14 protein-coding genes and 1 pseudogene are annotated in these 15,652 nt (G+C 71.0%); 13 read left to right on the top strand and 2 right to left on the bottom strand.

From position 1 onward, the window contains the following. Positions 1-46 precede the first annotated feature (46 nt). The 10 genes from OHB49_RS05460 (at position 47) to OHB49_RS05415 (ending at position 9,793) form a co-directional block, all read left to right on the top strand. Positions 47-808: a FadR/GntR family transcriptional regulator gene (locus OHB49_RS05460; protein ID WP_329158400.1), complete on the top strand. Its 762-nt coding sequence runs from the start codon at positions 47-49 to the stop codon at positions 806-808. Then, on the top strand, positions 805-1,950 hold the full coding sequence (dgoD, locus tag OHB49_RS05455) for a galactonate dehydratase (RefSeq protein WP_030977513.1): 1,146 nt from the start codon (positions 805-807) through the stop codon (positions 1,948-1,950). Before OHB49_RS05460 ends, dgoD begins: the two co-directional genes overlap by 4 nt. Beyond that, on the top strand, positions 1,944-2,741 hold the full coding sequence (locus OHB49_RS05450) for a hypothetical protein (protein ID WP_329158397.1): 798 nt from the start codon (positions 1,944-1,946) through the stop codon (positions 2,739-2,741). The genes dgoD and OHB49_RS05450 overlap by 7 nt, the downstream gene beginning before the upstream one ends. Before the next feature lie 25 nt (positions 2,742-2,766). After that, on the top strand, positions 2,767-3,402 hold the full coding sequence (locus tag OHB49_RS05445; RefSeq protein ID WP_030977510.1) for a bifunctional 4-hydroxy-2-oxoglutarate aldolase/2-dehydro-3-deoxy-phosphogluconate aldolase: 636 nt from the start codon (positions 2,767-2,769) through the stop codon (positions 3,400-3,402). Next, a complete protein-coding gene (locus OHB49_RS05440) occupies positions 3,399-4,298 on the top strand; it encodes an SMP-30/gluconolactonase/LRE family protein (RefSeq protein WP_329158395.1) in 900 nt (299 codons plus the stop codon). Before OHB49_RS05445 ends, OHB49_RS05440 begins: the two co-directional genes overlap by 4 nt. A gap of 10 nt (positions 4,299-4,308) precedes the next feature. Further along, positions 4,309-5,298 (top strand): sugar kinase, encoded by a 990-nt coding sequence (locus OHB49_RS05435; protein WP_329158393.1) that lies wholly within the window; start codon positions 4,309-4,311, stop codon positions 5,296-5,298. A gap of 298 nt (positions 5,299-5,596) precedes the next feature. After that, positions 5,597-6,166, top strand: a complete 570-nt coding sequence (locus OHB49_RS05430; RefSeq protein ID WP_376255582.1) for a 2Fe-2S iron-sulfur cluster-binding protein — start codon at positions 5,597-5,599, stop codon at positions 6,164-6,166. Then, on the top strand, positions 6,163-7,146 hold the full coding sequence (locus OHB49_RS05425; RefSeq protein WP_329158392.1) for an FAD binding domain-containing protein: 984 nt from the start codon (positions 6,163-6,165) through the stop codon (positions 7,144-7,146). The genes OHB49_RS05430 and OHB49_RS05425 overlap by 4 nt, the downstream gene beginning before the upstream one ends. Positions 7,147-7,155: 9 nt before the next feature. Then, positions 7,156-9,384 (top strand): xanthine dehydrogenase family protein molybdopterin-binding subunit, encoded by a 2,229-nt coding sequence (locus OHB49_RS05420; RefSeq protein ID WP_329158390.1) that lies wholly within the window; start codon positions 7,156-7,158, stop codon positions 9,382-9,384. 184 nt (positions 9,385-9,568) lie between these two features. Further along, the gene (locus OHB49_RS05415; RefSeq protein WP_030924306.1) at positions 9,569-9,793 is read left to right on the top strand and encodes a DUF6480 family protein; all 225 of its coding nucleotides are present in this window, start codon (positions 9,569-9,571) and stop codon (positions 9,791-9,793) included. 54 nt (positions 9,794-9,847) lie between these two features. On the opposite strand, the gene OHB49_RS05410 is transcribed toward OHB49_RS05415, so the two are convergent. Then, entirely contained in the window at positions 9,848-12,229 is a 2,382-nt protein-coding gene (locus OHB49_RS05410; RefSeq protein ID WP_329158386.1) for a phosphoketolase family protein, read from the bottom strand. Positions 12,230-12,626: 397 nt separating this feature from the next. On the opposite strand from OHB49_RS05410, the pseudogene OHB49_RS05405 reads away from it, so the two are divergent. After that, positions 12,627-13,010, top strand: a pseudogene (locus OHB49_RS05405) (RNA polymerase subunit sigma-24); the annotation flags it as partial. A gap of 153 nt (positions 13,011-13,163) precedes the next feature. On the opposite strand, the gene OHB49_RS05400 reads toward OHB49_RS05405, so the two are convergent. Then, a complete protein-coding gene (locus OHB49_RS05400) occupies positions 13,164-13,586 on the bottom strand; it encodes a helix-turn-helix transcriptional regulator (RefSeq protein ID WP_030977498.1) in 423 nt (140 codons plus the stop codon). Positions 13,587-13,811: 225 nt separating this feature from the next. Between OHB49_RS05400 and OHB49_RS05395 the strand changes: the two genes are divergently transcribed. Continuing rightward, the gene (locus OHB49_RS05395; protein ID WP_329158383.1) at positions 13,812-14,801 is read left to right on the top strand and encodes a D-cysteine desulfhydrase family protein; all 990 of its coding nucleotides are present in this window, start codon (positions 13,812-13,814) and stop codon (positions 14,799-14,801) included. A gap of 226 nt (positions 14,802-15,027) precedes the next feature. Beyond that, positions 15,028-15,651: an RNA polymerase sigma factor gene (locus tag OHB49_RS05390; protein ID WP_199919294.1), complete on the top strand. Its 624-nt coding sequence runs from the start codon at positions 15,028-15,030 to the stop codon at positions 15,649-15,651. Position 15,652: the final 1 nt, after the last annotated feature.

The following is a 15,652-nucleotide window of genomic DNA, read 5'->3' as shown; positions in this document are numbered from 1 at the left end:
GCCCGCCACCCCAGCCCCCCGACCGACCAGCAAGAAAGGCAAACACATGACGCCATACGCGCGCCGCGGAGTGCACGGTCAGACCGTGGAGACCCTCGCCCGCCGGGTGCTCAGCGGCGAGATCCCCGAGGGAGCGACGCTCGACATGGCGGCCCTGCAGAGCGAACTGGACGTCAGCCTGACGGCCCTGCGCGAATCGCTGAAGGTCCTCGCGGCCAAGGGCATGGTCGACGCCCGTCAGAAGCGCGGCACCTTCGTGCGGCCGCGCGCCAACTGGAATCTGCTCGACGCCGATGTCCTGCGGTGGCAGTTCTCCGAGAGCAACGGCACCGGCGCCGACCTCGCGCTGCTGCGCAACCTCGGAGAGGTTCGCGGCATCATCGAACCGGCCGCCGTCCGGCTGGCCGCGACCCGCCGTGACGACGCCGACCTCGAAGCGCTGGAGGCGGCGCTGGCCGCCATGGGCGAGGAGGGCAGCGCGAGCCACGCCGTCGAGTCCGACCTCGCCTTCCACCGGGCGCTGCTGGCGGCCACCCACAACGAACTGCTGGAACGCATGGAGATGGTCATCGAGTCGGGCCTGGCCCAGCGTGACCAGATCGTGCACAGCGCCCCGCACAGCGAGGACCCCGTGCCCAGCCACCGGGCCGTCCTCGACGCCGTACGGGACCGGGATCCGGACGCCGCCGAGCACGCCATGCGCGCCCTGCTCGACCAGGCGATGCGGGACCTGGACAAGGTCAGCGGCCCGCACGGGGCCGAGAGCGCGGACGGCTCCGCCGAAGCGAAGGACGGTCAGGCAAAGTGAAGATAGTGCGTGTCGAGACCTTCCTCATCCCGCCCCGCTGGCTGTTCTGCCGGATCGAGACCGACGAGGGTGTGGTCGGCTGGGGCGAACCGGTGGTCGAGGGCCGGGCCGAGGTGGTGCGAGCCGCCGTCGAGGTCCTGGCCGAACACCTCGTCGGCCAGGATCCGCTGCGCATCCAGGACCACTGGCAGGTGCTGAGCAAGGGTGGTTTCTACCGGGGCGGGCCCGTGCTCTCCAGTGCCGTGGCCGGCCTCGACCAGGCCCTGTGGGACATCGCCGGCCGCACCCTTGGCGTGCCGGTGCACACCCTGCTCGGCGGGCCGGTCCGCGACACGGTCCGGGTGTACGCCTGGGTGGGCGGCGACGAACCCGCCCGGCTCAAGGAGGAGATCACCGCCCAGGTCGAGGCAGGCTTCACCGCCGTCAAGATGAACGCCGCCGGGCGTACCCCGCCACTCACCAGCCCCGCCGAGACGGCCGCCGTCGTCGAGCGGGTGGCGGCGGCCCGCGAGGCACTCGGCCCGCACCGGGACGTCGCCGTCGACTTCCACGGCCGGTTCAGTGCCGCCAACGCACGCCGTGTCCTGCACGAGATCGCGCCGCTGCACCCGCTGTTCGTCGAGGAACCCGTGCTGCCCGACCAGGCGCACCTGCTCGCGGGCCTGGTCGCCGCGTCGTCCGTCCCGCTCGCCACCGGTGAAAGGCTCTACGGACGCGCCGAATTCCTCCCGGCACTGACCGCGGGCATCGCCGTCGCCCAGCCGGACCTGTCGCACGCCGGCGGGATATCCGAGGTCACCCGGATCGCCTCGCTCGCCGAGACCTTCGGGGCCCACCTGGCACCGCACTGCCCGCTCGGGCCCATCGCGCTGGCCGCCAGCCTCCAGGTCGCCTTCGCCACGCCCAACTTCCTGATCCAGGAGCAGAGCCGCGGCATCCACTACAACAAGGACGCGGACCTGTTGTCGTACGTGGTCGACACGGAGCCCTTCCGCTTCGTCGACGGTCAGGCGCACCGTACCGAACTGCCCGGCCTCGGCATCACCGTCGACGAGGACGCCGTCCGCGCGGCCGACCGCGCGGGCCACGCCTGGCGCAACCCCGTGTGGCGACACGCCGACGGCTCCTTCGCCGAATGGTGAGCGGCACCCGGCTCCCGGTGTCCGTCGCCACCGATCCCGGGCACGGCGGACGCTGGACCTCGGTGACGGCCGGCGGCCGCGAATGGCTCTGGCACCGCGACGAGCCGCGCCGCTCCCGGGTCCTGCCCGGTGATGTGTTCGCCGACGCCGGAGGGCTGGAGGAGTGCGTGCCGACGGTACGCGGGCTCCCCGATCACGGGGACGCCTGGTCGCGGCCGTGGCGGCGCGACGGGCACCGCGACGTCGTCGAATGCCCCGAGTTCCGACTGACCCGCCGTCTCGGTACGGACGCGGGGGCGGCCGTCGCCGACTACACGCTCACCGCCGAACCGGGCTACCGGTTCGTCTGGGCCGCGCACGCTCTTCTGGACCTGTCCCAGGCCGCCCGGATCGCCGTCGAGGGCCCCGCGGTGACGCGGCTGTATCCGGACGAGGGCGCGCGCTGGGTCACCGGCACCTGGCCACGCGTCAGCGGCATCCCGCTGGACCGGCTCGGACCGGACGACGGGACCGCCGTCGGCGCCGTCGTCCTCGCCCCGCACGTATCCGTACACGACGGCCAGGACACACTCCACCTGTCCCTCGAGGCCCCCGGTCAGCCGGTCTCCATCGCCCTGTGGCGCAACCTCGGTGGCTTCCCCCGAGGCGCGCCGTACCGCTCGGTCGGTGTCGAGCCGCTGCTCGGCCGCGTCTTCGACCGCACGGCGGCGCAAGACGACGACACGGCCGTCGTGCCCGCGTCCGGCGAGGTCACCTGGCGGCTCACGATCACCGCGAACCGCCGCTCCTGAACCCCAGCACAGAAAGGAACGTCCGATGGACCTGCTCACCGCACTGCGCGCGCACCGGCTGCTCGCCATCGTCCGCGGCAGCGACCCGGACGCCGCACTCAAGACCGTCCTCACTCTCGTGGAGGAGGGCGTCACGCTCGTCGAGGTGTCCCTCAGCGGGCGCGACGCCCTCGACGTCATCGCCCGGGCCCGCGCCGTACTCGGCCCGGACGCCACCCTCGGCGCGGGCACCGTCCTCACCGCCGACGACGCACGGGCCGCCCACCGGGCCGGAGCCGCGTTCCTCGTCACCCCGGCGGTCAGCGACGGCATCGCCACCGGCAGGGAACTCGGACTCCCCGTCCTCGCAGGTGTGATGACACCGACCGACATCCTCCAGGCCCTGCGCCTCGGTGCCGACGCTCTCAAGCTCTTCCCTGCCGGAAGCGCCGGAGGCCCCGGATATCTGCGGGACCTGCGCGGCCCCTTCCCCGACCTCCCCTTCGTGCCCGTCGGAGGAGTGGACGCCCCGGCCGCCGCCGACTATCTGCGCAGCGGAGCCACGGCCGTCGGCGTCGGCTCGCCCCTGATCGCGGACGCGGCCGACGGAGGCAGCCTCGCCGGCCTTCGCGAGCGCGCACGGGAGTTCCTGGACGTCGTCAGCCCGGAGTCCCGCCCGTGACCACGCCCACGGTCCACGGGATCGACCGCCTCGAACTCGGTGAGGGCATCCGGTGGACGGACGGCCGTGTGGTCCTGACCGACATCCTCTCCGGCCGGTTGCTGTCCGCCCCCGACGACCCCGCCGCATCGCTCGGACTGATCGCCCGACTGCCCGTTCCGCTGGGCGCGGTGGCCCCGGTCGAGGGACGCCCGGGCCACTGGATCGCGGCGGCGGGCACCGGCATCTGCCGTATCGACGACGCCGGACGCGTCGACTGGATCGCACGCCCCGAGGACGACGCCCCGGTGCCGATGCGGATGAACGACGGCGTAGCCGACCCGCACGGCCGCTTCTGGGCCGGCAGCATGGCCTACGAGGCGACCGAGGACGCGGGCTCGCTCTACCGCGTGGACCGCGACGGCCACGTCACGCGCGTACTGCGGGACATCACGGTCCCGAACGGCCCGGCGTTCACCGCCGACGGCACCGTCATGTATCTCGCCGACAGCGCCCGCGGCATCATCCGGCGCTACCCCGTCGACCCCGACACCGGCGACCTGGGCGAGCCCGGCCTCTTCGTCACTCTCGGTTCCGGCAGCCCCGACGGCATGACGGCCGACGTCGAGGGCGGGCTGTGGACCGCCGTCTGGGGCACCGGGCAGGTCCATCGCTACCACCCCGACGGCACCCTCGACCGGATCGTGGAACTTGCCGCCGTCCAGCCCGCCGGACTCTGCCTCGGTGGCCCCGACGGCCGCACCCTCCTTGTCACCAGTGCCCGCATCGGCCTGCCCGATCCGGGTCCGCTCGACGGCGCCGTCTTCGTTTCGCGCGTGGACATACCCGGGGCGCCTGCCGCGCCGTACCGCCCGGTGGGCACCACGGACGCCACGAATTTCGCCGACACACGCTAGGAGACCCTCCATGAGCACCCCCCGGCCGCTGCGTCCCGGCCCCGTGGTCTGCGTCGGCGAGACCATGGCCGCCCTCGCCCCCGAACCTCTCGGCCCGCTCGATGCCGCGGACCTTCTCCGGGTCGACATCGCGGGCGCCGAGTCGAACGTGGCTCTGTACCTCGCAGACCACGGCATCCCCGTCCGATGGGTGTCCGCGCTCGGCGACGATCCCTTCGGCAGGCGTGTCCGCGAGCGGGTCGCCGCGGGCGGCGTCGACATCAGCGGCGTCCGCACCGATCCGGACCGGCCCACCGGACTGCTGCTGAAGGACCCCGGCAGGAACGGCACGCGCGTCCACTACCACCGCCGCGGATCCGCGGCCTCGGCCCTCACCCCCGAACTCCTCGACGACCCCACGGTGGCGGACGCCGCGCTCCTCCACCTCAGCGGAATCACCCCGGCCCTGTCCTCCGGCTGTCACGCCCTCGTCGAGCGGGCACTGCGCCCCGATCGCTCCTACAGCGTCAGTTTCGACGTCAACCACCGCCCGGCCCTCTGGACCGGCCGGTCCGCCGCCGACGTCCTGCGACCCCTCGCGGACCGGGCCGACATCGTGCTCGTAGGCCTCGACGAGGCCCAGGACCTCTGGGGAGACGCGCTCACCGACCCCCGCGCGGTCCGTGACCTCCTCCCCGGCCCCCGCATCCTCGTCGTCAAGGACGGGGCCCGCGCGGCCACGGCCTTCGTCGGCCCGGACGCCCACAGCGTGTCCGCCCTGACCGTCCGCGTGGTCGAGCCGGTCGGCGCCGGAGACGCCTTCGCCGCCGGATTCCTGAGCGGCCTGCTGCGACAGCTGTCCGTGGAGCGCTCCCTGCGCCTGGGCCATCTGACCGCGGCCTCCGCCCTTCGGGTGGCCGCCGATCACGGCCCCCTGCCGGACCCCGCCGTCATGGCCACGCTGCTCGACGCCGACGAGGCGACGTGGCGCGCCGCCACCATCGACTCCCCGCTTCGCTGAGAGGCGGATCGCGGATCCGGAAGCCCAGCTCATCGAGCGTGGTCAGTCTTCACGGCACTTCGCCACCCGGCTGATTCTGGAGCACCTTCGCCACCCGGCGCCGGGGTCCGCCGGGCTTCTGCGCGGGATGCGTGCCGGGCCGCCGCGCAGATGCGCCCGGCCGGGCGAGGCGGGCGCGGTTGTCCGTCTCCCGACGAGCGGTGCGACGGTTTTTGCGAGACCTTGAGGGGGAGCGCGCCCCACAGTGGCGACGCATATCCAGGGTGACACCCGCACCCAGCGAGGAAGGCGAGCTGTGGTGAGTGATTCGGATACGGGCGCCGCGGGGCGGAGCCAGGGCGAGATGGCCCAACTCTCGGCGATCGAGTTGAACGTCAACGATCAGGTGCGACGGCTAGAGGTGGATCCACGGACCTCGCTGCTCGACGCGCTGCGCGAGCACCTGCGCCTGAGCGGGACCAAGAAGGGGTGTGATCACGGGCAGTGCGGCGCCTGCACCGTGCTGATCAACGGCCGACGCGTCAACTCCTGCTTGACGCTGGCCGTGATGCATGAGGACGACGAGATCGTGACGATCGAAGGCCTGGGCGATCCCGATGGCCTGCACCCCATGCAACGCGCCTTCGTCGAGCGTGACGGCTTCCAATGTGGCTACTGCACTCCCGGCCAGATCTGTTCGGCTGTCGGCATGCTCGCCGAGGTGGAGGCGGGTTGGCCCAGCCACGCCACCGCTGACGTGACCTCGCCGCGTATCGCGTTGACCGATGAGGAGATCCGCGAGCGGATGAGCGGCAACATCTGTCGGTGCGCCGCCTATCCGAACATCGTCGCGGCCATCCGTGGCATCGCTGAGGGAGGCCCGGAATGAGGTCCTTCACGTACGAGCGAGCGACGGACGCACAGGCAGCCGTCGCTGCGGTGTCCAGAACCGGCGCGAAGTTCATCAGCGGCGGCACCAATCTGCTCGACCTGATGAAGCTCGACATCGAGAAGCCCAGCCATCTGGTCGACATCAGCCGGCTTCCGTTGCGGGACATCGAGGAGCTTCCGGACGGCGGACTGCGCATCGGGGCCCAGGCGGCGAATTCCGATGTGGCCGCCGATGCCCGAGTGCGTACCCGCTACCCGGTGCTGTCGGAGGCACTGGTGGCCGGCGCCTCGGGCCAGCTGCGCAACAAGGCGTCCACCGGGGGAAATCTGTTGCAGCGCACTCGCTGCCCCTACTTCTACGACACGGCTGCGGGCTGCAACAAGCGGGATCCCGGTTCCGGATGCTCGGCGATCGGCGGGTTCAACCGGATTCACGCCCTCCTAGGCGTCAGCGACTCCTGCATCGCCACCCACCCCTCGGACATGGCCGTCGCGATGACCGCACTGGAGGCGGAGATCGAGCTGCTCGACGCCGACGGGTCGGTACGCCGCGTCGCCATCGCAGACTTCTACCGGCTGCCGGGCGATACGCCGCACATCGAGACCGAGCTGCGTCCCGGCGAGATGATCACGAGCGTGCTCCTGCCCCCGCCCCCGTCGGGCCGGCAGATCTACCGCAAGGTGCGGGACCGGGCGTCGTACGAGTTCGCGCTGGTCTCCGTGGCGGCTGTCGTCTCGACCGATCAGGGAACCATCAGTGAGGCGCGGGTGGCCTTCGGCGGTGTGGCGCACAAGCCCTGGCGGTCCATCGAGGCCGAGGCCGCGTTGGCCGGCCGTCCCGCCACGATGGTCACCTATCGCGCGGCCGCCGAGGCCGCGATGCGCGACGCCGTGGGGCAGGGGCACAACGACTTCAAGATCGAGCTGGCCAGGCGCACGCTGTGCCGCACGCTGGCGCAAGCGGCTCAGGCGAGCTGAGGAGACGAGATGATCGGGCAAGCTCTGAACCGCGTCGACGGCCCGTTGAAGGTCGCAGGCCGGGCCACCTACGCCTACGAGCAGTGGGGGGCCGGCCAACCTCTCTACGGGTTCATCGTCGGCGCGACGATCGGCAAAGGCCGCATCACCCGGATCGACACCGAGAGCGCCGAACGCGCACCCGGCGTAAAGATGGTGATGACCCATCACAATGCCCCCGCGCAGGGTGTCCGTGATGAGTCCATCCCGTTCGAATACTGGCGCGCCCAGCCGGTGCTGACGGGCCCGGACGTCCACTACTACGGGGAGCCGGTGGCACTTGTCGTCGCCACGACCCTCGAGCAGGCCCGAGCGGCCGCCGATCTGGTCGAAGTCGAGTACACCGGCGGGCGGGGACGTTTCAACTTCGCCGAGCAGGAAGACGAGGTGTACATCCCGAAGGTGGTCAACGCCGGTCTCCCCACCGACACTGCGGTCGGCGATTTCGATGCCGGGTTCGCCGGCGCGGCGGTCAAGATCGACCAGCAGTACACGACGCCGTACGAGCTCTCGATGCCGATGGAACCGCACGCGTGTCTCGTGGAACCGCGCGACGAGGACCTGACTGTCTACGTCAGCTGCCAGATCGTCGACGCGGCGCGGGCCTCGGTCGCCGCCACGCTTCGGATCGACCCGGAGCGGGTCCACGTCGTCACCCCCTTCGTCGGCGGGGGATTCGGCTCCAAGCTGGGCATCCATTCCGAGACGATCCTGGCCGCGCTCGCCGCACGAGAGTTGCGCCAACCGGTCAAGGTCGCGATGACCAGGCAGCAGATCTTCCAGCTCGTCGGCAACCGCCCCACATCCAGACAGCGGGTTCGACTGGGCGCGGAGCAGGACGGACAGCTGACCGCGATCGCCCATGACGTCACCATGCACACCAACCCCGACGTGGAGTACGCCGAGCAGACCGCCGCCACGACCCGCAGCCTCTACGCCGCGCCCCACCGGTTGACAAGCCACCGGCTGGCGCCGCTCGATCTGCCGCCCGGGACGGACGTACGCGCGCCGGGTGAAGCACCGGGCATGCTGGCGGTCGAGTCGGCCATGGACGAACTGGCCCACGCACTCGGGATGGACCCGGTCGAGCTGCGGATCCTCAACGAGCCCACCGTCGATCCCGAGCGAAACGTGCCGTACAGCGACCGGCACCTGATCGACTGCCTGCGCGAAGGCGCGCGCCGGTTCGGCTGGGAGCACCGCCCCGCCACCCCGGCGAGCGTGCGCGACGGGCGCTGGCTGGTCGGCTACGGCATGTCGGCCGCCATCCGCGGGCACTTCCAAGGGCCGACAGCGGTGCGCGTGCGGTTGGAGGCTGACGGCACCGCCGTTGTCCAGACGGACATGACCGACCTCGGCACGGGTACGTACACCGTCCTGACCCAGGTCGCGGCCGAGGGGCTCGGACTGCCGCCCGATCGGGTGCGGATCGAGCTCGGGCGCTCCGACTTTCCCACCAGCTGGGGGTCCGGCGGCTCGTGGGGCGCCGCCAGTTCGTGCAATGCGGTGCATGGGGCCTGTATGACCCTGCGCGAGCAGCTCCTGGCCGCGGCGCGCGGCGACACCCGCTCCCCGCTGCACGGCCTGGACCCGGCGGACGCCGTGTTCGCCGATGGCAACGTGGCTGTCGGCGGCGCGTCCGAGGCGCTGAGCGAGATCGTCGCCCGCAACCATCCGGAAGGTGTCGAGGCGGAGGGCGGTACCCGCTTCATGGGCGACGATCCGCACTACACGGACTACTCGATCAACACCTACGGGGCCCATTTCGCTGAAGTGGGGGTCGACGCGGACACCGCCGAGATCCGTCTGCGGCGGATGCTCGGCGTGTTCTCGGTGGGTCGCGTGCTCAACGCGAAGACGGCTCGTTCGCAGCTGATCGGCGGCATGATCTGGGGAGCCGGCGCGGCCCTCGAAGAGGAGGCCGTGGTCGACCTGCGATCCGGCGCCTTCGTCAACCGGGACTTCGCGCAATACCTGGTGCCGGTCCACGCCGACGTCCCCGACGTCGACGCGGTCGTCCTTGACGGGTACGACGACAAGGCCAACGTGCTGGGCGCGAAGGGCGTCGGCGAGCTGGGCATCTGCGGGGCCGGTGCGTCGCTCGCGAACGCGGTGTTCAACGCCACCGGCGTGCGCGTGCGCGACTTCCCCATCACCATCGAGAAGGTGCTGCCCGGTCTACCCCTGTTGGATACCTGAATCCGTGACGACGGTCCCGGTTCGCCGGCCGGTGGGCGTGAGCCCCTGCGATACCGGGACCGTCGTCGGCCAGTGGGCGTGAGCCGGCGAGACCGGGACCGTCGTCGGCCCGACCGGATCAAGGCCCGTCCACGATTGGGTGTCCCGGCGCGCCGAGCTGTCCGGCAGGGGGCACTCTGAACGAATGAGTGATGCGAATCCTGATCCGCACAACGGCCGCCGCGCCCAGCACGAGCGGACGGTTCCGCCGGGGGAGACCCCACCTGCCGAGAGCAGTACAGGGCCGGAAACGGGACCACGAGGTGACGTGACCCGGGGCTGGACCAAGGGGCCCCTGATCGCCATCGGGATCGTCGTCGTGCTGTGCGCCGCGTTCTTCTTGGTGTACGCCATCATCGTGGCGCGGTGACCCCACTGCACGAGGGGATACCGGTGGGACGCCAGGAGTGGGCGGGTCGGAGTGTCACGACGACCAGGTCCAGTTGGCGACCTCGGGCAGGTCGTCGCCGTGTTCGCGGATCCAGTCGTGGTGCCGAGTGCGGGCGTCGGCCATGGCCTCCCGGGTGGCGGCGGCCCGGGCGCCGAGGCGGGGAACCCGGTCGATGACGTCCATGACCAGCCGGTAGCGGTCCAGGTCGTTGCGCACCACCATGTCGAACGGCGTCGTGGTGGTGCCGGACTCCTTGTAGCCCCGCACATGCAGGTGCGGGTGGGCGGCCCGCCGGTAGGCGAGCCGGTGGATCAGCCACGGGTAGCCGTGATATGCGAAGATCACCGGCCGGGAGGTGGTGAAGACCGCGTTGAACTCGACGTCGGGCATACCGTGCGGGTGTTCCGTCGCGGGCATCAGCCGGGTCAGATCCACGACGTTGACCACCCGGAACACCAGGTCCGGCAGGTGGCGCCGGAGGAGGTCGGCCGCGGCCAGCACTTCCTGGGTGGGGACATCACCGGCACAGGCCAGGACGACGTCGGGTTCACTGTCGCCGTTCTCGGTTCCGGCCCACTCCCAGATGCCGACGCCGCGTGCACAGTGGGCGCGCGCCTGATCCATGCTGAGCCAGTCGAAGCACGGTTGCTTGCCGGCGACCACGACGTTGACGTAGTCCCGGCTGTGCAGCACGTGGTCGGCGATGGACAGCAGGGTGTTCGCGTCCGGGGGCAGATAGACGCGCACCACTTCGGGACTCTTGTTGAGGATGTGGTCGACGAAGCCGGGGTCCTGGTGTGAGAAGCCGTTGTGGTCCTGGCGCCACACGTGCGAGGTGAGCAGGTAGTTCAACGACGCGATCGGCGCGCGCCAGGGAAGTTGACGAGAGGTGTGCAGCCACTTGACGTGCTGGTTGACCATGGAGTCGACGATATGGACGAACGCCTCGTAGCACGAGAAGAGACCGTGACGGCCGGTGAGGAGGTAGCCCTCCAGCCAGCCCTGGCAGGTGTGTTCGGAGAGGATCTCCATCACCCGGCCGTCCCGGGCCAGGTGTTCGTCGGTGGGCAGCATCTGCTCCTGCCAGGCTTTGCCGCTGGCTCCGTAGACCGCCTGGAGTCGATTGGACGCGGTCTCGTCGGGGCCGAACAGACGGAAGTCCCGGCGCTGCGCGGTATCCGCCATGACGCGCTCCAGCATCCCGCCCAGGACGCGGGTCGGCTCGTGCTGGGTCGTCCCCGGCTTGTCGACGGGCACCGCATAGTGCTCCAGCGGCGGCACCGGCAGGGTACGCAGCATCCGGCCACCATTCGCGTACGGGGTGGCTCCAAGGCGGCGCTCGCCCTCCGGCACGCACGCCAACACCTGTTCGGTGGGACGGCCGGTGGGGTCGAAGAGGTCCTCGGGACGGTAGGAACGCAGCCATTCCTCCAGCTGCGCGAGGTGAGCGGGGTTCTCCCGAACTGCGGGAAGCGGGACCTGATGGGCGCGCCATGTGCCCTCCACCGGCAGGCCGTCGACCTCGACGGGCCCGGTCCAGCCCTTCGGCGTGCGCAGCACGATCACCGGCCAGCGTGCCCGACGGCGCTCTCCGCCGTGGCGGGCGGCGTGCTGGACGGCGCGGATCTTGTCCACGGCGGTGTCCATCGCGGCGGCCATGGCGCGGTGCACGGTGGCGGGGTCGTCGCCGCCGACATGGAGCGGTTCGTACCCCAGTCCGCGCATCAGCTGGTCGAGTTCGTCCTCCGGGATACGGGCCAGCACGGTGGGGTTGGCGATCTTGTAGCCGTTCAGATGCAGGATGGGCAGGACCGCGCCGTCGTGGACGGGGTCGAGGAACTTGTTGCTGTGCCAGGAGGCCGCCAGCGGGCCGGTCTCCGCCTCGCCGTCGCCGATCACACAGGCGACCAGCAGGGCCGGGTTGTCCAGGGCGGCTCCGTAAGCATGGGCGAGCGAGTAGCCCAGTTCGCCGCCCTCGTGGATGGAGCCGGGGGTCTCCGGCGCGACATGGCTGGGCACGCCGCCGGGGAAGGAGAACTGCCGGAACAGCCGCTCCATCCCCTCCGTGTCCCGGGTGATGTCCGGGTACGTCTCCGTGTAGGTGCCCTCCAGCCAGGAGTTGGCCAGCACCGCGGGGCCGCCGTGCCCGGGGCCCCAGATGCACAGCACATCCTGGGAGCGGTTCTTGATGATCCGGTTGAGGTGCGTGTAGACGAGGTTGAGCCCGGGGGAGGTGCCCCAATGACCGAGCAGCCGTGGCTTGATCTGCTCGGTGCGCAGCGGCTCTGCCAGCAACGGATTCGCCATGAGGTAGATCTGACCGGCCGCGAGGTAGTTGGCGGCGCGCCAGTGGGCGTCGAGAGCGGCTACCTCCTGGTCGGTGATCGTGCCGACCGAGTCCCGAGCGGTGGTCATTCGTACCTCCGTCTGCGCGGTGAAGGGGGTGTTCTCTCGTCGGTACCCGATTCGTCGGCTCACAGGCGTGAGCCTGCGGACCGTGAACGCCGAGCCCTTGCCGGACACCCGGAGCTGCAGGAGCCCGCTGGCGGGGAGGAGTGCCCGGGCAACGTTGGGCAGACGAAGTCCGCCGGCCGCCCGTGGGCGCCCGGTCGAACGTTCCGAAGGGGCGGGAACATCAGCGCCGGTACCCGCCCAGTGGCCCGGTGCGGTCAGCGCTGCCCGGTTCACCTCCGGTGTCACCTGTGCCCACGAAGCTTCCGGGACGTGTCCAGCGTGCGCATTCCACGGCCCGGCGGCACCCCTGGCGGGACCGAATGGGCGACGACGTCCGTCGCGGCGGGAAGGTCTGATCGGTCGGCCGCGGGTGCAGGTGGGCCGGTCGGAGCAGCAGGCCGTGGTGGAGCGGTTCCTGGCCGCGCTGCGTACCGGTCGGTTGCAGGAACTGCTGGACGTCATGGCACCGGACGCGGTCCTGATCGCCGACGGCGGCGGGCTTGCGGCCGCCGCGCCGGCTCCGATCCACGGGGCCGAACTCGTGGCGAAGATACTCGCTCGCCCGGACCGGGTCGTGTCGGCCGTGTGGCTCAACGGCGCGCCTGCGGGCCGGATCGAGATCGACGGCCGACTGGCCGCGGTCAGTCTCGTGGTGGAGAACGGGAAAGTCACCCGGATCCACGCGATGGCAAACCCGCGGAAACTGACGCGGCTCGATGAACCGTCCGAACTCGTCCGGTAAGCCCGCTGCTGTTCTGGCGCTGCGTGTGTGCCGGTCGGTTCGAACCGACCGGCACACACACGACCGCACACTGGCCGGACGTCGAAGCACGCTGATGCGGGGCCACTCCGCGAGGCCGGCATTCGCACTGCGAAGGCCCGATGCCCACACAGCTCACGATGGTCGGGCAGCGTGCTTCGCCGCTCCGTTCCTGATCGGTCGCGTGAAGATCTTGGCGATGCAGGCCGGGATGGCCGCGTCCTGCTCGTGCGGGCGCGCCCGGTACGCGCTCGGGCTCTCGCCCACCAGCTCGGTGAACCGCGAGCTGAACGACCCCAGCGACGTGCACCCGACCGCGAAGCAGACGTCCGTCACCGACAGGTCGCCGCGCCGCAGCAGGGCCTTGGCCCGCTCGATCCTGCGGGTCATCAGGTAGCTGTACGGCGTCTCCCCGAACGCGGCGCGGAAGCTGCGGGAGAAGTGGCCGGGCGACATGTGGGCCGCGCGTGCCAGCGCGGGGACATCGAGCGGCTCCGCGTAGTCGCGGTCCATCATGTCGCGGGTCCGGCGGAGCCGAACCAGGTCCGGTAGCGTCACCGGACCAGCATCGCACGGCCGCCCTGCGGTGCGGCACCGTCGCGGCGGTACAGGGCTCACGCCACCCCCGGCTTGTGGCCCGGTGGCCGCGCTGCCATGACCACTGTGTGCGTGAGCTCCAGCCACGATCCGTGATGCCGAACACCGGCGACGTCGGGGCGGTTGCCACCGTGGGAGCATGATCCGCAGACACACGCACGGCAGCGCAGACGGAAAGCGGTGGCGATGACCTCGGACAGCCCTACCTCGCAGCGAGCAGTGTTCGGGACCTGGCCGACCCCGCTCGAGCCCATGCCACGCCTCGCCCGGGCAATCGGCCTCGGTGAGGGCGACCTGTGGGTCAAACGTGACGACCTCACCGGCCTGGGCGGCGGCGGGAACAAGGTACGCAAACTCGAGTGGACCTGCGGTGCGGCGCTCGCCGACGGTGCCACGGCTCTCGTGACGACCGGTGCGCCACAGAGCAACCACGCGCGTCTGACCGCCGCTGCCGGCGCCCGGCTGGGGCTGGACGTCGTTCTCGTGCTCGCCGGCGCACCGGGATCGTCGACGTCCGGCAACCTCGCACTCGACGGTCTCTTCGGCGCCACGGTCGTGTGGGCCGGTGATGTCGACGACAAGGCGCTCGATTCCGCTGCCGAGCATGTGGCAGAGGAGCTGCGGCGGCGGGGAGCCGTCCCGGCGCTGATCCCCTTCGGTGGTTCCAGCGTGCTGGGCGCTCGCGGTTACGCCGAGTGCGGGCGTGAACTGCTCGTCCAGGCCCCCGACCTGGCGACCGTTGTGGTCGCGGTCGGCTCCGGTGGAACCATGGCAGGACTCCTCGATCCGCTCGGGTCCGCGCGCGTGCTGGGCGTCCATTGCGGTGCCGTGACCGATCCCGCCCGGACCGTGTCCGAACTGGCCTCCGGCCTGTCCGGCACACACTGCGCGCCGGAGACGTTGAGCCTGCGGTTGGAGCAGGTAGGCGAGGGCTACGGCACATTGACCGAAGCGGCCATGGCCGCCCTGACCCTGACCGCCCGCACCGAAGGCATCGTGCTCGACCCGATCTACACCGGACGCGCGATGGCCGGCCTGATCGCCGCGATCGAGGAAGGAGACGTGGTGCCCGGCCGACGCACGATCTTCCTGCACTCGGGCGGTATGCCCGGACTCTTCGGTCACGCCGCGACGCTGGCGAAACTGGAGGAGGCACTGACCTTCTCGAATCCGTAGACGACAGATCACTCCTCGCCGTCCGGGACGACCCGGATCGTTTCGTTCCCGAACCGCCTCCCCGACCCACCCACGTTTGGTCGGTTGTGGGTGTCCGACACGAGTCGAGTCAGTTGACGCAGGCGCGGGCAGTAGCGCAGAGCCTCCGCACCCGGCCGTGCAACTGTGACGCACGTCTCGGGAACCCCTTGCTCGGAATCGACAGCTGACTGGTGTGACGAAAACTATGCGAGCCCGTATTCGCGCAGGGGATCCGCAGGCCTTCGCGGAACTCTTCGACGAGTACGCGCGAATCCTCTACAACCACGCCTTTCGGCTGACCGCGGACTGGGCAGCGGCCGAGGACGTGGTGTCCGCGACGTTCATGGAGGCATGGCGGGGCCGTCAGCGGGTCGACGCCGACGGCGGCAGCCTGCGCCCCTGGCTCCTGGGTATCGCCACCAACCTGGTCCGCGCCCAGTCGCGCAGCAACCGCCGCTTCAAGGCGGCCGCTCTGGCCGCCGCCCAAGCAGAGACCGCGGTGGCCGATCACGCCGACGAGGTCGCCGGCCGGATCGACGACCGCCGGCGCCTGGCCGCCACCGCCACCGCTCTGGCCGGGCTGCGGCGCACCGAGCGCGAAGTGCTCAGCCTGTGCCTGTGGCAGGGCCTGGACTACGCCACCACCGCCCAGGTCCTGGGCGTCCCCGTCGGAACGGTCCGCTCCCGCCTCTCACGGGCCCGTACCAAGCTGCGCAAACTCGCGGATACGGAAATGCAAGCAGATTTCCGGGAACCCCGGCCTGCGGATCGACAGGTAAGAGGAGACCGCAACATCGCGGCCCGGCCCGTCCAGGAAGGAACCCGGTGAA

The sequence above is a fragment of the Streptomyces sp. NBC_01717 genome, assembly GCF_036248255.1.
GTDB lineage: Bacteria > Actinomycetota > Actinomycetes > Streptomycetales > Streptomycetaceae > Streptomyces.
This window is presented reverse-complemented; position numbering and strand designations above follow the sequence as displayed.